Annotated in this window: 18 protein-coding genes; 6 read left to right on the top strand and 12 right to left on the bottom strand. The window is 70.7% G+C overall.

All coding sequences use genetic code 11. The annotated features are described in order from the left end of the window. Positions 1-19 precede the first annotated feature (19 nt). Genes FNV62_RS31900 through FNV62_RS31890 form a run of 3 tightly spaced genes read left to right on the top strand, consistent with a single transcriptional unit; the run spans position 20 to position 3,194 of the window. A complete protein-coding gene (locus FNV62_RS31900; protein ID WP_143627921.1) occupies positions 20-1,081 on the top strand; it encodes an iron-siderophore ABC transporter substrate-binding protein in 1,062 nt (353 codons plus the stop codon). Then, complete coding sequence (locus FNV62_RS31895) at positions 1,078-2,112, top strand: FecCD family ABC transporter permease (RefSeq protein WP_164331795.1); 1,035 nt, start codon at positions 1,078-1,080, stop codon at positions 2,110-2,112. Before FNV62_RS31900 ends, FNV62_RS31895 begins: the two co-directional genes overlap by 4 nt. Next, positions 2,109-3,194 carry a FecCD family ABC transporter permease gene (locus FNV62_RS31890; protein WP_143627919.1) on the top strand — a complete coding sequence of 362 codons (1,086 nt, stop codon included), beginning with the start codon at positions 2,109-2,111 and terminating at the stop codon, positions 3,192-3,194. The genes FNV62_RS31895 and FNV62_RS31890 overlap by 4 nt, the downstream gene beginning before the upstream one ends. 83 nt (positions 3,195-3,277) lie before the next feature. On the opposite strand, the gene FNV62_RS31885 is transcribed toward FNV62_RS31890, so the two are convergent. Next, complete coding sequence (locus tag FNV62_RS31885; protein WP_054234752.1) at positions 3,278-4,318, bottom strand: NAD(P)-dependent alcohol dehydrogenase; 1,041 nt, start codon at positions 4,316-4,318, stop codon at positions 3,278-3,280. 175 nt (positions 4,319-4,493) lie between these two features. Here FNV62_RS31885 and FNV62_RS31880 point away from each other — a divergent pair, with 175 nt between their 5' ends. After that, complete coding sequence (locus tag FNV62_RS31880) at positions 4,494-5,384, top strand: helix-turn-helix domain-containing protein (protein ID WP_054234751.1); 891 nt, start codon at positions 4,494-4,496, stop codon at positions 5,382-5,384. Positions 5,385-5,626: 242 nt separating this feature from the next. On the opposite strand, the gene FNV62_RS31875 is transcribed toward FNV62_RS31880, so the two are convergent. The 6 genes from FNV62_RS31875 to FNV62_RS31850 form a co-directional block, all read right to left on the bottom strand. Next, on the bottom strand, positions 5,627-6,397 hold the full coding sequence (locus FNV62_RS31875) for a group II truncated hemoglobin (protein ID WP_143602749.1): 771 nt from the start codon (positions 6,395-6,397) through the stop codon (positions 5,627-5,629). Between the two features lie 91 nt (positions 6,398-6,488). Next, positions 6,489-9,731 carry a S8 family peptidase gene (locus FNV62_RS31870; protein WP_143627917.1) on the bottom strand — a complete coding sequence of 1,081 codons (3,243 nt, stop codon included), beginning with the start codon at positions 9,729-9,731 and terminating at the stop codon, positions 6,489-6,491. 263 nt (positions 9,732-9,994) lie between these two features. Beyond that, positions 9,995-10,678, bottom strand: a complete 684-nt coding sequence (locus FNV62_RS31865; protein WP_143627915.1) for an ABC transporter ATP-binding protein — start codon at positions 10,676-10,678, stop codon at positions 9,995-9,997. Between the two features lie 89 nt (positions 10,679-10,767). Continuing rightward, positions 10,768-12,234 carry an ABC transporter permease gene (locus FNV62_RS31860; RefSeq protein WP_054234748.1) on the bottom strand — a complete coding sequence of 489 codons (1,467 nt, stop codon included), beginning with the start codon at positions 12,232-12,234 and terminating at the stop codon, positions 10,768-10,770. A 181-nt stretch (positions 12,235-12,415) separates the two neighbouring features. Further along, on the bottom strand, positions 12,416-13,681 hold the full coding sequence (locus FNV62_RS31855) for a L,D-transpeptidase (RefSeq protein ID WP_097286020.1): 1,266 nt from the start codon (positions 13,679-13,681) through the stop codon (positions 12,416-12,418). Between the two features lie 265 nt (positions 13,682-13,946). Beyond that, positions 13,947-14,255, bottom strand: coding sequence for a hypothetical protein (locus tag FNV62_RS31850; protein ID WP_225900445.1), 309 nt, complete (start codon positions 14,253-14,255; stop codon positions 13,947-13,949). 149 nt (positions 14,256-14,404) lie between these two features. Here FNV62_RS31850 and FNV62_RS31845 point away from each other — a divergent pair, with 149 nt between their 5' ends. Continuing rightward, positions 14,405-14,785 carry a cell wall protein gene (locus FNV62_RS31845; RefSeq protein WP_399222847.1) on the top strand — a complete coding sequence of 127 codons (381 nt, stop codon included), beginning with the start codon at positions 14,405-14,407 and terminating at the stop codon, positions 14,783-14,785. Between the two features lie 35 nt (positions 14,786-14,820). Next, the gene (locus FNV62_RS31840) at positions 14,821-15,558 is read left to right on the top strand and encodes a DUF2625 family protein (RefSeq protein ID WP_143609084.1); all 738 of its coding nucleotides are present in this window, start codon (positions 14,821-14,823) and stop codon (positions 15,556-15,558) included. A gap of 98 nt (positions 15,559-15,656) precedes the next feature. Here the strand turns inward: FNV62_RS31840 and FNV62_RS31835 are convergent, their stop codons facing one another. From FNV62_RS31835 to FNV62_RS31815, 5 genes are all read right to left on the bottom strand, one after another. Then, positions 15,657-17,282: a DEAD/DEAH box helicase gene (locus FNV62_RS31835; RefSeq protein WP_143609083.1), complete on the bottom strand. Its 1,626-nt coding sequence runs from the start codon at positions 17,280-17,282 to the stop codon at positions 15,657-15,659. 135 nt (positions 17,283-17,417) lie between these two features. Beyond that, on the bottom strand, positions 17,418-17,621 hold the full coding sequence (locus tag FNV62_RS31830; protein ID WP_028803001.1) for a cold-shock protein: 204 nt from the start codon (positions 17,619-17,621) through the stop codon (positions 17,418-17,420). Positions 17,622-17,814: 193 nt separating this feature from the next. Further along, positions 17,815-19,353, bottom strand: coding sequence for a histidine ammonia-lyase (gene hutH / locus FNV62_RS31825; protein WP_097286017.1), 1,539 nt, complete (start codon positions 19,351-19,353; stop codon positions 17,815-17,817). 99 nt (positions 19,354-19,452) lie between these two features. Then, positions 19,453-20,634: a sensor domain-containing diguanylate cyclase gene (locus FNV62_RS31820; RefSeq protein WP_143609082.1), complete on the bottom strand. Its 1,182-nt coding sequence runs from the start codon at positions 20,632-20,634 to the stop codon at positions 19,453-19,455. Between the two features lie 101 nt (positions 20,635-20,735). Then, complete coding sequence (locus FNV62_RS31815) at positions 20,736-21,542, bottom strand: enoyl-CoA hydratase/isomerase family protein (protein WP_054234739.1); 807 nt, start codon at positions 21,540-21,542, stop codon at positions 20,736-20,738. Between the last annotated feature and the right edge of the window lie 177 nt (positions 21,543-21,719).

Raw genomic sequence — 21,719 nt, 5'->3', positions numbered from 1 at the left:
GATTGATCGGAGTATTTTCGTGCGCACCTTGGGGTCGAGGGCCGTCCTGGCCGTTGCCATCGTCGGCGGTCTGCTGGCCGGATGTTCGTCCGGGAGCGGGGACGGGGACAACGGCTCCTCGCAGAGCAAGAACACCTCGAGCGGCGACCGCAATCTGGTGAGCGGGGCCTCCGAGGGCCCCTCCGTCGCCCCCAGCGCCGTCGCCGCCGGGATGGGCGCGGGCAGCGCCAAGGACGGCGAATTCCCCCGGACCGTCGGGCACTTCGAGGGCAGGACGGAGATCAGGAGCGCGCCCAAGAAGATCGCCGCGCTCAGCACCGGACAGTTGGACGACCTGCTGACCCTGGGCATCGTGCCGACCGTGACGACCCGCGCGGACAACGCCGGGCCGGCGCCGGACTATCTGAAGGACGCCTTCCCCGCGTACAAGAAGCAGTTGTCGGCCATGACCGACGCGGGGACCCGCACCGCGCCCAACCTGGAGACGCTCGCCGCCGCCAAGCCCGATCTGATCCTGATCAACGACTCGCTCGGCGACCTCTACCCGAAGCTGTCGAAGATCGCGCCCACCGTCGTGACGGCCGGCAACGGCATCAACTGGAAGCGGGATCTGCTCCTCGTCGGTGACGCGGTCGGCAAGGGAGACAAGGCGCAGGAACTGCTCGACGGCATCGTCAGCGACGCCGCCACGCGGGGCAAGCAGCTCGGCGATCCCGCCGTGTCCATGGTGCGGTTCACGCCGGACCGGACGCGGATGTTCGGCGTGTCGTCCTTCACCGGCTCCATCGCCGCCGACATGGGGCTCTCCCGGCCCAAGTCGCAACAGTTCAAGGCGATTTCGCAGGACATCGGGGCGGAGAGCATCGATGTCGCGGACGGGGACTGGATCTTCTACTCCGTTCAGGGCGACGCCTCCAGGACCGACGCGGGCAGCGTGCTCGCCGGGCCCCTGTGGAAGTCGATGAAGGCGGTCAAGGCCGGGCACGCGGTGAAGGTCGACGACGACCCCTGGTACCTCAACGCCGGCCCCACCGCCGCCCGGCTCGTCGTACGACAGCTCGCGGACACCCTCGGCAAGTGACCGGTCCCACGTCCGTCACACGCCCCACGTCCGCCCCGACGGGCGCGCAGCGTGCGACCTGGCTGGGTGTGGCCCTCCTCCTCGCCGTCACCGCCGCCGCCCTCAGCCTCGCCGTCGGCACCCGCCCCGTCCCGCTGTCCGCCGTCCTCGACGCGCTGGTGCACGGCGGGAGTTCACCGGACGCTCTGGTCGTACGGTCGCTGCGGGTGCCGCGGACCGCGATCGGACTGACCGCCGGTGCCGCCCTCGGACTCTCGGGGGCGGCACTCCAGGCGGTCACCCGCAATCCGCTCGCCGACCCCGGCATCCTCGGGCTCAGTCAGGGCGCGGCGGCCGGTGTCGTGTTCGCCATCGCGCTCGGCTGGGCGAACGGCTTCGACGGGTACGTCTGGTACGCCTTCACCGGCGCGGTCCTCGCCGCCTGCGTCGTGTACGCCATCGCCTCGCGCGGACGCGGCGGCGCCTCCCCGGTGAAGCTGGCGCTCGCCGGCACCGCCCTGTCGGCGATGACGGCGGGAGCCACGACCGTGGTCCTCACATCGAGTTCGGCCACGCTGGACCAGTTCCGGTTCTGGCAGGTGGGCGCGCTCAGCGGGCGCGACGCGGCAACGGTGGGGCGCATGCTGCCCTTCCTCGCCGCCGGTGCGCTGCTCGTGCTGGCCTGCGCCCGGGGCCTGGACGCGCTCGCGCTCGGCGACGACACCGCACGGGCACTCGGCCACCGGGTCACACTCGTACGGGGCTGTGCGGCGCTCGGCGCGACCGTGCTCACCGCGGCCGCGGTCGCCGCCGCGGGCCCCATCGCCTTCATCGGCCTCGCGGTCCCCCACCTCGCCCGCCGACTGGTCAACGGCGGCCACCGCTGGACCCTTCCCCTCTCGGCGCTCCTCGGCGCCGCCCTGCTGCTCGCCGCGGACGTGGCGGGCCGGGTGGTACGCGCCCCGGCGGAAGTGCCGGCCGGGGTGATGACCGCGCTGGTCGGCGTGCCGGTCCTGGTCATACTCGTCCGACGCAAGGGCATGGCCTCGTGACCACAGCACCCACGACACCCACCGAGCCCACCGCGAGCCGCACCACGTACCCGCACTCGGCCGGGCTCTCCGTGCTCCGCCACCGGCGCCTCTCCCTCCTGGTGCACCGGCGCGCCGCCGTCGTCGTCACCGTCCTCCTCCTGCTCCTCGCGGGCGTGATGCTGCTCGCGGCCTGCGTCGGGCAGACGTATGTCCCGCCGGGCGAGGTCTGGCGGGTGCTGCGCGGCCACGGCGGCCCCTACGACCTGGTCGTCAGCGAACTGCGGGTACCGCGGATCGTGCTCGGCGCGCTGGTCGGGGCGGCGCTCGGGCTCTCCGGGGCGCTCGTACAGACCGTGACGCGCAACCCGCTGGCCAGCCCGGACGTCATCGGCGTCGGGCACGGGGCCGCCGCCGCGACCGTACTGGCGCTGGCCACCGGAACCGTCGCCTCCCCCGGCGCGCTGCCGGCCGTCGCCGTCACCGGCGGACTCGCCGCCGCCGCCCTGGTGTACGTACTGGCCTGGCGGCACGGAATGCAGCCGAGCCGGTTCGTCCTGACGGGGGTGGGCATCGGTGTCGCCCTCTCCGCCGTCGTCCAGCTCTACCTCACCGACAGCGAACTGGCCGCCGCCGAACAGGTCAAGCTGTGGCTGACGGGCAGTCTGAACGGGCGCGGCTGGGAGCAGGCGGGGCCCCTCGCCCGGGTCCTCCTCCTCTCGCTGCCCGCCCTGGTGTGGGCGGGCCGAGCGCTGCGCCCGCTCGGTCTGGACGCCGAGACGGCCGCCGCGCTCGGCGTCCGCGTGCAGCGCAGCCAGCTCGGCCTGACCGTGCTCGGGGTGGTGCTCGCCGCGGTCGCGACCGGCGCGGCGGGCCCGATCGGCTTCGTCGCCCTCACCGGCCCCCAACTGGCCCGCCGCCTCACGCGCACCTCGCAACTCCCCCTCGCCGCCTCCGCCCTGACGGGCGCGCTGATCGTGGTCGGCGCCGACCTGGTGGCCCGCACGCTGGTGCCGCCGCTGGAGATCCCGGTCGGGGCGCTCACATCCTTGGTGGGCGGCCCCTATCTGCTCTGGCTGTTGGGCAGGTCGGGCCGCCGCTGACGGGATCGCTGTACGTACGGTGGAACACCGAGGGCGCCGACCGGTCGTACGACCGGTCGGCGCCCTCCGAACGCCGTCCGCGACTAGATGGTGGCGGTGTCGATCACGAAGCGGTAGCGGACGTCGCTCGCCAGCACCCGCTCGTAGGCGTCGTTGATCTCGGACGCGCTGATCAGCTCGATCTCGGCACCGAAGCCGTGCTCGGCGCAGAAGTCCAGCATCTCCTGGGTCTCCTGGATGCCGCCGATACCGGAACCGGCGAGGGTCTTGCGACCGCCGATCACGGAGAAGAGGTTGAGCTTGACGGGCTCCTCCGGGGCGCCCACGTTCACGAAGGCGCCGTCCGTCTTCAGCAGGGACAGGTAGGCGTCCAGGTCCAGCGGGGCGGACACGGTCGACAGGATCAGGTCGAAGGTGCCGCGCAGTTCCTCGAAGGTCTTCGGGTCGCTGGTGGCGTAGTAGTGGTCGGCGCCCAGCTTCAGCCCGTCGTCCTTCTTGCGCAGGGACTGCGACAGGACGGTCACCTCGGCACCGAGCGCGTCCGCGATCTTGACGCCCATGTGGCCGAGGCCGCCCATGCCGAGGATCGCGACCTTCTTGCCGGGGCCGGCGTTCCAGTGCTTGAGCGGGGAGTACGTGGTGATGCCGGCGCAGAGCAGCGGCGCGGCCACGTCGAGGGAGATGCCGTCGGGGATACGGACGGTGTAGTTCTCGTCGACGACGATCTTCTCGGAGTAGCCGCCGTAGGTCGGCTCGCCGTTCTTGTCGAGGGCGTTGTAGGTGCCGACGCCGCCTCCGGTGCAGTACTGCTCCAGGCCGGCCTTGCAGTTGTCGCACTCGCGGCAGGAGTCGACGAGACAGCCGACGCCCACGCGGTCGCCGACCTTGAACTTGGTGACACCGGAGCCGACCTCGGAGACGATGCCGGCGATCTCGTGACCCGGCACCATCGGGAAGATCGCCTCGCCCCAGCCCTCCCGGGCCTGGTGGATGTCCGAGTGGCAGATACCGGCGAACTTGATGTCGATCAGGACGTCGAACTCACCGACCGGGCGGCGCTCGATGGTGGTGCGCTCCAGCGGAGCCTTGGCGGCGGGAGCGGCGTACGCAGCAACAGTGGTCATGCCGGGGGTTCTCCTAAGGAGTGGTATGTCCTGTGCCCGGCTGCCTTCGGTCGGGCACGCTGTACAGCCTGCCCCGGCGGAGAGCCTTCACCCAGGTCACGGCTTTGCGTACGTCCGCTGGTCCTACTACTGGCGGGGGCAGGGTCACCGGCGTACGACCGTGAATACTGGACGTATGGACGAACAGCCCTCCCCGCCCCTGGACCGGCGTGCCGAGCTCAGCGAGTTTCTGCGCACCCGCCGGGCCCGGCTGAAGCCGGAGGACGTGGGGCTGCCCGACTTCGGCCGGCACCGCCGGGTGCCCGGGCTGCGGCGCGAGGAGCTGGCGCAGCTGGCCGGGGTGTCCGTGGCGTACTACACGCGCCTGGAACAGGGCAACGGACGGAACGTGTCGGCGGAGGTGCTCGACGCGATCGCCCGCGCCCTGCGGCTGACGGACGCCGAGCACGCGCATCTCACGCACCTCGCGAAGCCCAAGGCGCACAAGAAGAAGCAGCCGGCACGGCCGCAGCAGGTACGGGGCGCGCTGCGGCAACTGCTGGACTCGATGGACGGCATCCCCGCGTACATCGGTGGGCGGCGCACGGACATCCTGGTGTGGAACCGGATGGCGGCGGCCGTGTTCGGTGACTGGTCGGAGCTGGCGCCGCATGAGCGGAACTGGGCGCGGCTGGTGTTCCTGAAGCCCGAGTACCGCGACCTGTACGTGGACTGGGAGCAGAAGGCGATCGACATCGTCTGCATGCTGCGCATGGACGCGGGCTGTCACCCGGACGATCCCCGGCTGTCGACGCTGGTCGGGGAGCTGTCCGTGAAGAGCGAGGACTTCCGGCGGCTGTGGGCCACGCACGACGTCAAGGAGAAGAGCCACGGGGTGAAGCGGATGCGGCATCCGCTGGTGGGTGATCTCTCCCTCCAGTACGAGTCGTTCCGGCTGCCCGACGACAGCGAGCAGTCACTGGTCACTTACCACGCGGAGCCGGGGTCCGCCTCGGCGGAGGCACTGCGTCTGCTGGCCAGCTGGGGCACGGACGCGACCCGCGCGGGCACGACGACGCCCCGGTAGCCCGGGCCGCGCCCCTCGGACCGGGGCTCCGCCCCAGATCCCCAGCCGCCCGAAGTGCCTCGTGTGCGGGTCGGCGGGGGCTGGTCGCGCAGTTCCCCGCGCCCCTGAAAACCTCGGCCCGCGCCTTCAGCCCGTCCGGCGTTTCAGGACGAGGCCGTTCAGGCCGATCGGGGGTCTGGGGGCAGAGCCCCCAGGAACGGGATGGGACGGGTAGGGGCGGCGGGGGCGAGGGAAATCCGGCGTCAGGGCTGGTACGGCGGGGCCGCTCCCCATGTCCACCTCGGTACCGGTTGGTCGCCCGGAGGGGTCGCGTCGGGGGCGGAGAAGTGGACGGCCAGCCGCGTGCCCCATTCCGCGTAGGCGAGGAAGGCGGAGCGGAACTCGGCGTCCGTGGGCAGGCCCGCGTCGTCCGCGGCGTCCTGGAGCAGGTTGACCCACCGGCGTCGCTGCACCTCGGTGATGTTCTTGCCGAGGTGTTTGGCGACCATGTGGCCATGGCCGCCCTGGGCCTCGGAGTAGGCGGGCGGCCCGCCGAAGACCTCGCCGAGCCAGAGGGCGACGTGGGCGGCGTGTTCGGGGGCGAGGCCGGAGAAGACCGGTGCGAGGACGTCGTCCTTGAGGACCTTGTCGTAGAAGACCTCGGTGAGGCGGGCGAAGGCCTCGGCGCCCCCGGCCCAGGCGTAGAGGGTGGGGACCGACGCGCCCGGGCCCCGTACCGCCGTCGGCGTGTAGTGGCGCATCTCCTCGATGTAGGGGATGTAGGGCCGGATCTCGGCGAGGAAGGCGGGGAACAGCTCCGACTTCCGGAATCCCTCGACGTGGTCCTCGGTCGAGGTCCAGGTGATGCGCAGGACGAAGTGCTCGAAGTCCTCCTCGCAGCGCGCCAGCTCGTAGTCCACGCAACTCGGCGACGCGGCGAGCTGGCCCGCGGCCCGCGTGTAGGCGGCCAGGAACTCCGCGGACTTCTCCTCGGGAATGCGATACCGGACGTACTCCACGGTCTGGTTGGTCATGGTGCCCACGGAAACACGGACGGCCCGCCGGAAGCTGCTCTTCCGACGGGCCGTTCGCTATCGGCACACTTCACGTGGCCGCGCTACGGGATCACTTTCCGTAGTACGCGTTGTAGATCGAGACCGTCGACTTGTTGCCCTGCTTGTCGGTGATCTTCGCGTGGAAGGAGATGCCCTTCCCCTTCGCCGGGTTCTTGACGGTGATCTTGCCGTTCTTGACCTTGAGCATCTTCCAGGTCTGGCCGTAGTCGTACGAGACGTAGACGTACAGCGACTTGAGGTTCCTGCCCGCGGCCGAGCCCTGCACGGAGACCGGGATCGTGACCGTCTTGCCGGCCGCGACACGGCTGTCGAGGCCGGTGGTGGCGTTGAAGCGGACCGTGGAGGTGGGCAGCTTCGTGAAGTCGGCCTTCTTGGACTTGAAGGTCCAGCTGGCGTCGATCCGCGTGGAGGCCGCGGCGACCTTCACCGTGCGCTTGACCGAGGTCGTGAGCTTGTAGGTGGCCTCGGCGGCCGGGACCTTGAACTCCTTCATCCCGACGAGCGGGTCGTCGTTCGAGGCGATCTTCGCGCCGTTGCGGTACAGCGTCGTCGTCACGGAGGTGTACAGCGAGGAGCCGGGGTGACCGCTCCCGTCGGCGAACAGCGGCAGGTAGCCCGAGATGCTGTTGCCGTCCCGGAAGACGCCGTAGTCCGCGTTGATCTTCGGACCGAAGACGGCCGTGTTGTACGTCCTCGTGTAGCTCTTGCCCGCCAGGAGGGTCTGCGGGTAGTCGTCCGTGTAGTAGGCCTCGATGATCGGGGTCCCGGTGGCGTCGACGCCCGCGTCCTGCTCGAGGTCGAACGCCCACTGGACCTTCTCACCGGTCGACACGTACAGCGTGCGCGAGGCCGGCAGCGTCTGGGGGACCCCGACGCTCATGCTGTCGTCGTCGGGCAGGAAGCCGTACGCGGTGACCGCGCCCGTCTTGCCGGAGGCCGCAGCCCCGAGGTTCGCCTTCACCTTGGCCAGCTCGCTCGCCTTGTAGTGCTTGACGTGCGCGCCCTGGAGCTTGGTGGTCCTGGTGCCGGTGAAGGTGTCGTACTCGGTGCCCGCACCCTTGGTCCACTGTCCGGACCAGCTCTGGAAGAGGCCGGAGGAGACCGCCGCGCCGACGTGCGCCACGCGCACGTCCTGGAAGGAGGCCAGGCCGATGCCGATGCCGATGCCGGTGGTGTCGTCGAAGTAGTTGACGAGTGCCGACAGCGGCTTCGCCCCCGCGTCCGGCACCGTGATGTCGGCGCCCTTGGCGGTACGGGCGTCGAGGGTCACCGTGGTGTTCCCGGTGACGCTCAGCCGGGGCTGGATCAGCCAGTCGACCCCGCCCTTCGCCTGGACCAGGTCCTTCACGAAGAGGGAGTTGAGCACGTACTTGCCCTTGGGGACGCGCAGGGTCGCGGTGTCGGCCGTGCTCTGCGACGTGTAGTCCCGGGTCTCGCCGACGCCGGAGTAGCCCGCCAGGTCGGTGAGGTGGGTGGGCGTCTCACCGGGTCGGTTGACGTACTTGAAGGTGACGTCGTACGACTCCACCTCGCGCTCGACCGCGACGGCCGTGCGCACGGCCTGGCCGCCGCCGCTCGCCGTCACGTACGCCGAGTACGCGCCGTCGAGGGTGCCCCCGAGCTTCGTGTTCGTGGTGACGTCGACGGAGGCCTTGCCGCCGGCCGGGACGGTGACCGTCTTGGCGCCGAGCGCGAAGAAGCCCGCCGGAGCCGTCTGGCCCTTGGGGTTGGTCGCGGAGATCGCCAGGGTCAGGGTGACGTCCTTCGTACCCAGGTTGCGGTACGTCAGCTGCTTGGTCGTCGCCGTGTCGTCGGTGTGCGGCCACTGCGCGACGCCGAAGCTCACCGAGGACGGGTCGGCGATCACGGTCTGCTTGATCGCCCTGTCGACGGCGATCCGGCCCGACCCCTGCTGGAACGGCGTGTAATTGCCGCCCTTCGCGGAGCCCGTCAGCGCACTCTTGAGCTCGGTGTACGTCCAGTCCGGGTGTTCCTGCTTGAGGATGGCCGCGGCGCCCGCGACATGCGGGGTCGCCATCGACGTACCGGAAATGGTCAGGTAGCCCGCGGGCTTCTCGCCGACCTCCTGGTCGATGAGACTGCCCGGGGCCGCCGCCGCCGTGATGTCCACGCCGGGCGCGGTGACGTCCGGCTTGATGGCGCTGTCGCCGACGCGCGGGCCGGTGCTGGAGAAGTCCGCCAGCTTGTCGTTGCCGTCGACGGCGCCGACGGTGAGCGCGGCGTCCGCGCTGCCGGGGGAGCCGATCGACTCGGGGCCCTCGTTGCCCGCCGCGATCGCGAAGAGGATGCCCTTCTCGGCCGAGAGTTTGTTGACCTCGGCCTCCAACGGGTCGATGTCGGGGGTGTCCTGGCCGCCCAGGCTCAGGTTCACGATGTCGGCGCCCTGCTCGGCCGCCCACTCCATGCCCGCGAGGATGCCCGAGTCGTCGCCGCTGCCGGTGTCGTCGAGGACCTTGCCGTTGAGGATCTTCGCGCCGGGCGCGACACCTTTGTACGTGCCGCCCGACTTGGCGCCGGTGCCCGCCGCGATGGACGCGACGTGGGTGCCGTGGCCGAAGTGGTCGGTGGCGTCGGCGGCGGTGGAGAAGTTCTTGGACTCGATCACCTGGGTCTTGAGGTCCGGGTGGCTCGCGTCGACGCCGGTGTCCAGGACGGCGATCTTGACGCCCTTGCCGTCGTATCCGGCCGCCCATGCCGTGGGGGCGCCGATCTGCGGCACGGACTTGTCGAGGCTCGCCTTGCGGACGCCGTCCAGCCAGACGTGCGCGATGCCGGAGGCCGTCTTCCCGTCGTCGGTGACCGCGGACCACAGCTCGGCCGCGTCCCGCTGCGGCGTCTGCACCGCGTCCGCGTTCAGGGCCTTCAGGCTCCTGCGGAGCGTGCCGGCGTCGCGGACCTCGGCCTTGGCGGCCGCCGCGGCTCCCCGGTAGCCGACGATCACCTTCAGGCCCCGCTGCTGGGACTTGCGGACCGCCGCCTTGTTGAGCTCGGTGACATCGAACAGCCGGCGGTCGAGCTTGCCGTCGGCTATCAACGCCTGCGCGTCGGCCGGCACCACCAGGGTGTGGCCGTCGGCCTTGCGGATCTGCACGGGTACGTGCTCACGGCCCTTGGCCCGTTCGAAGCCGACGACGCGCCCCTTGGCGTCGACGACCACCCGGTCACCGGTGATCAGGGTGATGCGGTGCTTGGCCGTGATCCCGGCGGCTTTCCCCGCCGCGGAGACACCCCCCGTGCGCTGCTCCGCCCGCGCCGACGCCGGGCTGGTCATTCCCGCCGCCAGCGCCACGGACGCCGCTACGGCGACGCTCGCAGCGCACGCTCTCTTCACTTGTCTGCGCAAGTCTCCCCCTGGAGATCAGGTCCGGACGAATCCCCGTTCATCCGGTCGGGGGAAGCCTCGTACGCATGCACGTACACCCCCCGGAATACGAAAGTATGCCCGGGAGGTGATCGTCCCCTCAATAGCGGGGTGAGGGTGAAGAGTTGACGGAGTTGTTCCGCTAAGGCCCCGCACGCTCCTTTTGCGCTTCTTTAAGCACCCGCGTTTTCCTTGACGGAGATCTTCCCCTTGCGAATCGTCGCGAGGCGCGGGGCCTTCTTCGCGATCGAGGAATCGTGCGTCACCATGATGAAAGTGAGCCCGTGCTCCTTCCACATGGCCTCGAGCACCTCCATGATCTCGTCGCGCATGGACTCGTCGAGGTTGCCGGTGGGCTCGTCGGCGAGCAGCACCTTCGGCTGCTTGACCAGGGCGCGGGCGATCGCGACACGCTGCTGCTGGCCACCGGAGAGCTCGGCGGGCAGATGCCCGAGCCGCTCGGCGAGTCCCACCGACTCCAGCGCGTCGGCGGCCCGTTGCCGCCGTTCCTTCGCCTTCACACCGAGGGGTACGAGGGCGGTCTCCACGTTTTCCTGTGCGGTGAGCGTGGGAATCAGGTTGAAGCTCTGAAAGACGAATCCGATGTTCTCGCTGCGTACTTTGGTGAGTTTCACCTCGGACAGTTTGGCCATGTCCGTGCCGTCGAGTTCGACGCTGCCCTCCGTGGGCCGGTCGAGACCGCCGAGCATCTGGAGAAGGGTGGATTTTCCGCCACCGGTGGGGCCCTGGATGACGAGCCGGTCGCCGTCCGCGATGGTCAGGTCGACCCCGGCGAGCGCGTCGACCGTCTCCTTGCCCCGGGTATAGCGCTTGGTGACGCCTCTGAGTTCGTACATGGTGCAACTCCTGGGTGAGGTGAAGGGGGTGCCCGGTACGGCGAGCAGCAGTGGGCGATTTCGGGGCACCCCCCTGAGAGGGGCTGGGCCTATTCGACGCGGCGCAGGGCGTCCGCGGGGCGGAGTCGGGAGGCGCGCCAGCCGCCGAAGGCGCCGGCGATCAGACCACCGGTGATGGCGAGGGCCACCGCGCCGACGATGGTGCCGAGGCTGACGGGCGCGGTGAGCGCGACGTCGAGGGCCTTGGCCGCGGCCTGCCGGCCGGGACCGCCGAAGCCGCCCCCGCCGCCGGGGCCGCCCTGGCCTCCGCCGCCGCCCGAACCGCCCACCTGCGCCTGCAGGGTGGGGCTGATCTCGGTGACGACGTAGGCGCCCGCGAGGCCGATCGCGATACCGAGGGCGCCGCCGACCAGACCGTTGACCATGGCCTCGCCGACGACCTGCCGGGTCACCCGGCCCGACTTCCAGCCGAGCGCCTTGAGGGTGCCGAACTCGCGCACGCGCCGGGAGACGGCGGAGGAGGTGAGCAGGCCGGCGACCAGGAACGCGGCCACGAGCACCGCGATGGACAGCCACTTGCCGACGTTCGACGCGAGGCTGGAGGCGGTGGAGAGGGAGCCGGAGACGGTGGACGCGAGGTCGGCGGAGGTGGTGACCGTCGTCCCCGAGATGTTCTTCTGGATGGTGCTCTTCACGCTGGAGATCTGCTGCGAGTCCGACGCCTTGACGTAGATCGTGGTGACCTTGTCCTTGGAGCCGCTGAGCGTCTGCGCCTGCTTGAGCGGGATGTAGAGGTTGGCCGCCGCGTCACCGCTGTCGGGCGTGGCGATGCCGATGACCTTGTACTTGACGCTCTTGATGGTGACGGTGGAACCGACCTTGAGCTTCTTCTCCTTGGCGTACGAGACGTCGGCGACGACCACCTTGGCATCGGTCTCGGACGTCTGGAACGTACGACCGCTGGTGATCTTCGAGGAGGTCAGCGGGCCGAGGGCGGGCTTGGTGACGTCGGTGCCGTACACCGAGTAGTTGTTGACGTCGAAGTTGGCGCCGCCGCCCTCGACACGACCCTGCGGGGACTGCTGGGCGTTCGGGCGCCCGCCCCCCTGGCCGGTGCCGCTGTTCTGGTTCTGCTGGAACTGACCCCGCGTGAACTGGCCGTTGATCCTGATGACCTGGAGGCTCAGTCCGCCGACGGAGTCCGCGACGCCCTTCTGGGAGTCGACCTTGGTGACCGTGGAGGCGGCCAGGGTCTGGAAGCCCTGCACCATGACGCGGTCGCTGCTCTGCTCCTTGGTGGAGCCGTTGTCGTTCGCGTCGAAGTTGAAGCGCGGACGCTGGCTGGTGCTCGTCGCCGGCGCCGCCGCCTTGGTGACGGTCATGTCCGTACCCAGTCCGTACAGCGACTGGAGGACCTTGCCCTGCGCCTTCTCCATGCCGGACGACACGGAGCTGACCACGATGACCAGGGCGATGCCCAGGGCGAGTCCGGAGGCGACGACGAGCGCCGCCTTCCTGCGGCGGCGCAGTTCGCGCCTCAGGTAGGTGAAGAACATGGCGGAAAGCTAGGTACGGCGCGTGATGGCGCGATAAGCCCCGCATAAGAGAAGGATGAGAAGGCTGTGGCAGCCCGGAAGTTCACCTGTGGGCGGTCCCTGAAGGCTGTGAGAACGCCGATGGCGGCGGCGACCCGTGCGGGCCACCGCCGCCATCGGCGAACGAGGGATTGCGGCGCGACTAGACGGCCGAGCCGGCCTTCCAGGCGGACCAGCTCAGGTTCCAGCCGTTGAGGCCGTTGTCCGGGGCGATGGTCTTGTCGCCGGTGTTCTTGACGACCACGACGTCACCGATCAGCGAGTGGTCGTAGAACCAGGCCGCGGGCGTGTTCGGGTCGCCCGCACCCTTGGTGTCGGACAGACCCACACAGCCGTGGCTGGTGTTCACCGCGCCGAAGATGGACTTCGCGCCCCAGTAGTTGCCGTGGATGAAGGTGCCGGAGCTCGACAGACGCATGGCGTGCGGCACGTCCTTGATGTCGTACTCGCCCTTGCCGTCGGTCTTCGTGAAGCCGACCGTCGAGCCGTTCATCCGGGTCTCCTTGAACTTCTCGGAGATCACCATCTGGCCCTGGTACGTCTTGTGCTCCGGGGATCCCGAGGAGATCGGGATCGTCTTGATCGTCTTGCCGTCCTGCGTGACCTTCATGGTCTTGCTCTGGGCGTCGACGATCGAGACCTGGTTGCGGCCGATCTTGAAGGTGACCGTCTTCTGCTGCACGCCGTAGACACCGCTCGCGCCCTGGACGCCGTCCAGGTTGAGCTTGAGGGTGACGGTGGAGCCGCCGGTCCAGTAGTTCTCGGGACGGAAGTCGAGGCGGTTGGCGTTGAACCAGTGGCCGACGACCTCCTGGCCGCTGCTGGAGGAGACGGTGATCCCCTTCTGCACGGCGGCCTTGTTCGTGATCGCCTTGTTGAAGTTGATCGAGACCGGCATGCCGACGCCGACGGTGGAACCGTCCTCAGGCGTGAAGTTGCCTATGAAGCTGTTCGCCGGGGAGACCGTGGTGAACGAGGCGTTCTCGTGGGCGACGAGGCCGGCGGAGTCGGTGGCTTCGGCGGCCACCTTGTACGTGGTGGCGCGGTCGAGCGGGGAGGCGGGCTTCCAGCTCTTCTTGTCGGCGGATATCTGACCGGACACCGGCGTGCCCGACTCGGTCGTCATGGTGACGGCCGTGAGCGTGCCCTTGCTCACGGTGACCGCCGCGGCGTTGTTGATGGAGGCGTTGTCGGAACCGTCAGCGGGCGTGATCTTGATCTGGGCCTGAGAGCTCTTCTTGGCCGCCGCCGCATCGGCCTGGGCCTGCGAGGTCTCGCCGTCCGAGGCGCTGGCCTTGCTGCCGTCCCCGCTGCTGCACGCAGAGAGCACCAGCACTCCGCCGAGCAGTGCGGACGCGGCCGTCAGACCCCTGCGCCGCTTACTGTCCGTCATCACACGCTTCTCCATCGTCGCCGAATCACCTGGAACCACATGAGCCCCGTTCGAACACTCAACGCTACGACCGGTTCGTCCCATTCCATACACTTCTGAGGCGTGGGTAACACCACCTCGGTCCACGGCGTCAACCGAATCGACCCGAGTCGACGGACCCCGATCGAGTGGTACCGACAGCCGGACCGAATTCTGGTGCGGAGGTGGTCGGTGCGTCGTCGGAGACGACAAAACCCCGGGCAGCGGTTGCCACCCGGGGTCACGTTTTCCCCAAGAGGCGTCAGCCGACTCCGACTTCCTCGTCGTCATCCTCGTCGCCATCATCCTCGTCGAGGTCCCATTCCGGCGAATCGGGGTCGTAGTCGATCGGCTCGCTGCTCCAGGAGGCCTGGGCGAGGTCGACCCCGGGCACCTCGCTGACCAGGTCGAACGGGTCTACGAGATAGGCCAGGGCCTCGGCAGTGTCTTCCGTCACTGCGTTCTCGGCGTGGGTCCGCTCGTCGGCCGGCATGCCGGAGTCGTCCGCGATGCGGCGCAACGCGGCCTTGGTGACGGCGTCCGCGTCGTCGACTTCCAACACCAGCTCCACGCGAAGCCGGACAAATCGTGATGTCTCAGGAGTACTCATGGGACGGAGCGTACGGCCCGTGGCTCCCGCGACTTTCCCACGACCCGCGCCTTTCATTAGCATCGGCCCACACGGCCAATTCGCCAGCGCCACAAGGGGATCGATATTACGTGTCCGCCGCTCGTCGCTCGTTGCTGACCGCCACCGCAGCGGGAACCCTTCTGGGGGCCCTGTGGTTCGTCCCGTCCGCCAACGCGACCCCGGAAAAGCCTGCTCAGCACAGCAATATGTCGACGAACACCACGTCGAGAACCGCGCTGCAGGCATCCACCGAGTCGGGCGGCACCCAGCCGGGCGCCGCCGACGCGAGCGACGCCGGAGCGAACGACACGGGCTCCGACACCACCGGGGCGCAGGACAGCGGGACCCTGCTCGCCGACACCGGAAGCGTCGACACGACGCCGTACGTCGTCGGCGGAACCCTCTTCCTGGGCCTCGGCGCCGGCTTTGTGACCTACTCGGTGCGCCGGGAGCGCACGGCGGCCTTCTGAGCGCTCCGCTCCGGCCCGGAACCCACGGGATACCCATGCGAGACCTGACCGAGCTGACTGATGTCGAGGAGCCGGCATGGCCGCTCCTCTCCGAGGCGATCTCCAACAGCAGGGTGTCCATGGACGTGCTGCCGGTGGACCCGGCGCAGGCCCGTGGATCCCTGCTGCAACTGCAAGCCACCGCGCGCTCCTCGCTCGGCTCCTTCGTGCTCAACTGCGGCGGGGTACTGCTGGACAGCGGCTGGCTGCGCATCTACGGCAGCCCCGACGACGACGCGCCTCCGGGGACGCCGAGCTTCGCCGAGATCAACGACCTCCCCGAGCGGTTCGACCCGGCATGGCGGCCGGAGGGCGGGCTCGTCATCGCCCATGACATCCTCGGCGGCGTCTTCGTGGTCAACGGACCCGACCCCGCGCAGCTGAACCGCCCCGGCGGTCCCGGCGAGGTGCTGTACTTCGCGCCGGACTCGCTGCGCTGGGACGCGCTCGGCGTGGGCCACGCGGACTGGCTCAGCTGGCTCCTGGACGAAGGCGGCATAGAGCAGTTCTACGACACCCTGCGCTGGCCCGGCTGGCGCGCCGAGACGGGGCCCATGTCGGGGTCCCACGGGATCACCTTCGACCCGGTCCTGTGGACGGCCGCCAACCGCCGCGACCTTCCCGCGGCCCGCCGCCGTGCCGTCCACATGTCGGATCTCATGGACCTCCACCGAGGCACCGGCCTGGAACTCGACAAGATCGACCCGGGCTTCCTGGGCAACTTCGACTACTGAGAAGTTCCGGGCCCCTAGGGAGCGCGCCTTGGGGCGCTCCCTAGGGGCGCGGGGAACTGCGCGACCAGCCCCCACCGAACCCGCAGATACAAACCGGGCTACGCAGCGCGCCGCCCGCCGCCCTGCCCGCCACGCTCCGTACGCCGCTGCTGCGGAGCACGCCCACGACCGCCGGAGCGACCCGCACCCCCAGTACCGCCACCCGTGCCGCCACTGGCCGTACCGCCGGCGGCACGCCGCGGCTGACGGCCCTGCGACTCCGAACCCGCGCCCGCACCCGTTCCGGCCGGACGCCTCGCGCCGCCTCCGACGCGCGGCCGTGACCGCTTCTTCGGCTGCTCAGGCTGCTGCGGCACCTCGATGACGACCGGGACGCCGGACGGCTCACGGGCGCCGGTGAGGCGGGCGAGCTCCTCGTCGCTGGACGCGATCCGCGCCGTGCGCGGGGTGATGCCGGCGTCGGCCATCAGCCGCGTCATCTCCCGCCGCTGCTCGGGCAGTACGAGGGTGACGACGCTGCCGGACTCACCGGCCCGGGCGGTGCGTCCGCCGCGGTGCAGGTAGTCCTTGTGGTCGGTCGGCGGGTCGACGTTGACCACGAGGTCGAGGTCGTCGATGTGGATGCCGCGCGCCGCGACGTTGGTGGCGACGAGCGCGGTGACCTGACCGTTCTTGAACTGGTCCAGGGTGCGGTTGCGCTGCGGCTGGCTGCGCCCGCCGTGCAGCGCGGACGCCCGGACGCCGCTCGCGAGCAGCCGCTTGGTGAACCGGTCGGCGCCGCGCTTGGTGTCGACGAAGAGGATCACCCGGCCGTCGCGTGCCGCGATCCGCAGGGCGACGGCCTTCTTGTCGGTCTCGTCGGCGACGTGGAGCACGTGGTGCTCCATGGTGGTCACCGCACCCGCCGAGGGGTCGACGGAGTGCACCACGGGGTCCGTGAGGAACATCTTCACGAGCCGGTCGATGTTCTTGTCGAGCGTGGCCGAGAAGAGCAGTCGCTGACCGCCCGGCTCGACCTGCTTGAGCAGCGCGGTGACCTGCGGCATGAAGCCCATGTCGGCCATCTGGTCGGCCTCGTCGAGGACCGTGATCGCGACCTGGTCGAGGACGCAGTCGCCGCGCTCGATGAGGTCCTTGAGCCGCCCGGGGGTGGCCACGAGCACCTCGGCGCCGCGCCGCAGCGTGCCGGCCTGCCGGCCGATCGACATCCCGCCGACGGCCGTGGCCACGCGCAGGTTGACCGCGGTGGCGTACGGCGTGAGCGCGTCGTCGACCTGCTGGGCGAGTTCGCGCGTGGGGACGAGGACGAGCGCGAGCGGTGCCTTCGACTCCGCCCGGCGACCCGCCGTACGGGCCAGCAGGGCGAGTCCGAAGGCGAGCGTCTTGCCGGAGCCGGTGCGGCCACGGCCGAGGACGTCGCGTCCGGCGAGGGAGTTGGGCAGCGTCGCGCCCTGGATCGGGAAGGGCTCGGTGACGCCCTGCGCGGCGAGGGTCTTGGTGAGGGCCGCCGGCATGTCGAGCGCGTCGAAGGAGTCGACGGCGGGCAGCGCCGGGGTGATGGTCTCGGGCAGGGAGAACTCCTGCGGCGCCACGGCCTTGCGGACCGGGCCCTTACCCGTGCCACGGCCGCCGCCGCGGCCCGCGCCCTTCGCGAAGCCGCCGGTCTGGGCGCCACCTCGTGCGTTTGCCGGCCGCTTACGGACGGGACGTTCGGATCGAGTCATGCTGGATCTGGATTTCCTTCCTGGGCCCCACGGACTGCACGCACAGCGCTCGCAACTGACAAGCACTCACAGCACGAGCCGGGACCCGCACCCCGAAGGTGCGGGCCCCGGCTCTGGAAAAGCGCGTCCCCGAAATCAGGCGGGGATGATGTTCTCCGCCTGCAGGCCCTTCTGGCCCTGCGCGACGTCGAACGAGACCTTCTGGCCCTCCAGCAGCTCACGGAATCCGGAGCTGGCGATGTTGGAGTAGTGGGCGAAGACGTCGGGGCCGCCGCCGTCCTGCTCGATGAAGCCGAAGCCCTTTTCCGAGTTGAACCACTTCACGGTGCCAGTTGCCATGTTTTTCTCCTGAATAGGTAGGGCCCCAATCCGGAGATGCACCGGGAAAAGCCGGAGATGCCGGTAAAACAAAACGCGCCTGCGGAGGATTCCGATCAGGCGCACAAAGTAAATGGGTACCAAAAACGTATCAATGAGACAGTAGCACACCTCGGGCCGCCCCTGTGACAGTGGCGGCCCGAAGGCGCTCCGGTCAGGCCAGCGGTCCGGTCACCGGCTCCACCGCCGCCACCACCCGGCCGCCGCGCACGAACGCGTCCGCCGCCTCCAGGTCCGGGGCGAGGAAGCGGTCGGGGCCCGGGCCCTGGACGCCGGCCGCGCGGACGGCCTCGATGACGGCCTGCGAGGCGGGGGCCGGGGTCAGCCCCTCGCGCAGTTCGATCGCGCGGGTGGCCGCGTACAGCTCGATCGCGACGATACGGGTCAGGTTGTCCACCGCGGTGCGCAGCTTGCGCGCGGCCGACCAGCCCATGGAGACGTGGTCCTCCTGCATGGCGGAGGAGGGGATGGAGTCCGCGGACGCCGGTACGGCGAGGCGCTTCATCTCGCTCACCAGCGCCGCCTGGGTGTACTGGGCGATCATCAGGCCCGAGTCGACGCCCGCGTCGTCCGCGAGGAACGGCGGCAGACCGTGCGAGCGGTTCTTGTCGAGCAGCCGGTCGGTGCGGCGCTCGGCGATCGAGCCGAGGTCGGCGGCGGCGATGGCGAGGAAGTCGAGGACGTAGGCGACCGGGGCGCCGTGGAAGTTGCCGTTCGACTCGACGCGGCCGTCGGGCAGCACGACCGGGTTGTCCACGGCGGAGGCGAGCTCGCGCTCGGCGACGAGCCGGGCGTGCGCGAGGGTGTCGCGTCCGGCGCCCGCGACCTGCGGGGCGCAGCGCACGGAGTACGCGTCCTGGACGCGCGGGGCGCCGTCCTGGTGGTGGCCGGTGAGCTCCGAGCCCTTCAGCACGGCCAGCATGTTGGCGGCGCTGGCGCTCTGTCCCGGGTGCGGGCGGATGGCGTGCAGCTCGGGGGCGAGCACCTTGTCCGTGCCGAGGAGTGCTTCGAGGGAGAGCGCGGCGGTGACGTCGGCCGACTTGTAGAGCGTCTCCAGGTCGGCGAGGGCCATGACCAGCATGCCGAGCATGCCGTCGGTGCCGTTGAGAAGGGCGAGGCCCTCCTTCTCCCGCAGCTCGACGGGGGTGATGCCGGCCTCGGCGAGCAGCTCGCCCGCGGGCCGTACGACACCGTCGGGACCCTCGGCGTCGCCCTCGCCCATCAGCGTCAGCGCGCAGTGGGAGAGCGGGGCCAGGTCGCCGGAGCAGCCGAGCGAGCCGTACTCGTGGACGACCGGGGTGATCCGGGCGTTGAGGATGTCGGCCATGGTCTGGGCGACCTCGGGCCGCACACCGGTGTGCCCGGAGCAGACGGTCTTGAGCCGCAGGAACATCAGCGCGCGGACGACCTCGCGCTCCACGCGCGGGCCCATGCCGGCGGCGTGCGAGCGGACGATGTTGCGCTGCAGCTGGGCGCGCAGCTCCGGGCTGATGTGCCGGCTCGCGAGGGCGCCGAACCCGGTGGAGACGCCGTAGACCGGCTCCGGCTTGGCGGCCAGCGCGTCCACGATCTCGCGGGCCGCGGCGAGGGCCGCCACCGCCTCTTCGGAGAGCTCGATCCGGGCGCCGCCGCGCGCCACGGCGAGTACGTCGGACGCGGTCACTCCGGACGTCCCCACCACCACAGTGTGCATATCCATATTCAGGAGCGTACGCACTGAATTCGATGATGTCACTAGTGGGTGGGCGGTTGACCCCTTACTTCGACGTACGTCACACACGCCCGCGCCGACTCAGGGGCGGGGGTGCTCGTGACGCCCACGGAAGCGGCGGCGCTCCCCCCGCGCAGGGGAGGGCGCGTCGGCGAGACGCACGACCGGGTCGTCGGGTCCCTCGCGCCCGGCGACGACGGGCTTCGCGGCCCGTACGGCCTTCGCCCGGTACTGGGCGGCGTCGGCCAGCCGGAAGAGCCGCCGCGCCGAGCGCACCGGACCGATCGGGTCCGCGGTCGAGGCGACCCCGCACGCCACCCCCTCCCCCAGCTCCAACTCGGCGGCGCGGCGGCACAGTTCGTCCGCGATGCGGACGACCTCGTCGGCCGGCGGGCCGACCGCGAGCAGGCAGAACTCGTCACCGCCGAGGCGGGCGGCGAGCGTGCCCGGGAGCATCGCCCCGCACAGCGACAGCACCGATCCGAACCGCTCCAGGAGCCGGTCGCCGACGGCGTGCCCGCGGGTGTCGTTGACGTTCTTGAGTCCGTTGAGGTCACAGACGACGAGGCTGACCGCGGCCCCTTCCTGCCGGTGCAGCTCGATGGCCTCGTCCAGGCGTACGTCGACCGCGCGGCGGTTGGCGAGTCCGGTGAGGGCGTCCGTGAACGCGAGGCGCCGGGCCTCCTCCAGGCGCTCGGTCTGGGCGAGTCCGGCGGCGACGACGGAGGCCAGCACGGTCGCGAAGTCCGCGTCGGCCCGGTCGAAGACGGGTGCCGTGACCGGGCGGGCCACATACAGCTCGCCCCACGCCCGTCCGTGCAGCACGATCGGGGCGACGACGCAGCAGCCGCGGCGGCGTCGGCGCAGGGCGGCGACCCTCCCCCCGCCACCGCCGGGAGGTGCCCCCAGGTGGCAGTGGCCGACGGGACCGGCCGCCGGCCCGTCGGCGGTCTCCACCCAGGCGTTCGGGCCACCTCCCCCGGCCCAGCGCTCGTGCAGGAACTCGGTGATCTCCGGGAACTGGTGCACGGGGTAGGCCTCGCCGTCCGGGAACTCCTCCTCGTCCGGCGCGCGTTCGCCCACGTTCGCCAGGACCCGCAGCCGGCCGAGCTCGCGCTCCCACACGGAGAGCGCGGCGAAGCTCCCGGCGAGCGCGTGGCAGGCGCCGAGCGCCGCGGCCCGCCAGGACTCGCGCGGGGTGCGTGCCGCCGCCATCCCCTGCGCCAGCTCCACCACGGCCCTCAGCCGTCTGTCCTCACCCATCACTCCAGGCTAGGGATATTCACGATGATTCGGGACATTGGTGAGGCGAACAGGGGTCCGAGTGGCCGTACCGGCCGGAGGGCACCGGGAAGCGTGGGGGGCTACTCCCCCGGCCACTGCGGCGGGCGCTTCTCGTTGAACGCGGCGACTCCCTCCGCGCGGTCCCCCGAGAAGGCGACGGACCGCCAGGCCGCGTCCTCCACCTCCAGGCCCGCGCGCAGGTCGAGCCCGTGCCCGAGCCGCAGCGCACGCTTGGCGGCGCGCAGGCCGACGGGGGAGTTGGCGGCGATGCGGGCGGCGAGCGCGAGGGCTTCGCCGCGGTCCTGGCCCGCGTCCACGAGTTCGTCGACGAGGCCCAGCTCCCTCGCCTCGCCCGCCTCCAGCCGCCGTGCCGAGAAGATCAGCTCGGCCGCGCGGGCCGCCCCGACCCGCCGCGGCAGCAGCTGCGTACCGCCGCCTCCGGGAATCACCCCGACCGACACCTCGGGCAGCCCGAGCACCGCCGTACGGTCGGCCACGATCAGGTCGCACGACAGGGCGAGCTCGAAGCCGCCACCGAGCGCGAAGCCGTGGACGGCGGCGATCGTCGGCATCGGCAGCTCCAGGACGCCGGTGTACGCGGCCCGTGCGACGGGGCGCTGGCGGACCAGGTCGGCATCACTGAAGGAGTTGCGCTCCTTCAGGTCGGCGCCGACGCAGAAGGCGCGCTCGGCGGTGGAGGTCAGCACGACCACGCGTACGTCGCGCTCGCCGCCGAGCGCCTCGCAGGCGGCCGTGATGGAGCGGGCCATGTCCGTGGACACGGCGTTCATGGCCTTCGGCCGGTCGAGGGCGAGCTCCGCGACGTACGCGTGCCGCCGTACGACGACGAACTCCCCGAACCGCCGCTCGTCCCCTTGCTCCGCCATGACACCCTCCCGGTGAACGGTTAACGCGGGTTAACTCCCGATGCCTCCGATCATCGCAGCCACCCCCGCCCGGCGAAACCCGTCCCCTCCCCTCCCCTCGCCCCGCGCTCCCCGTTCGAGTGACATCCCGCCCAACTCCCGCCCCACGCCCGCAAAACGCGCATAACCTGCGCACCA

The organism is Streptomyces sp. RLB3-17, assembly GCF_007113425.2.
In the GTDB taxonomy this organism is placed as follows: domain Bacteria; phylum Actinomycetota; class Actinomycetes; order Streptomycetales; family Streptomycetaceae; genus Streptomyces; species Streptomyces mirabilis_D.
Note: the sequence above shows the minus strand (reverse complement) of the source record. Positions and strands in the feature narration are given on the sequence as shown.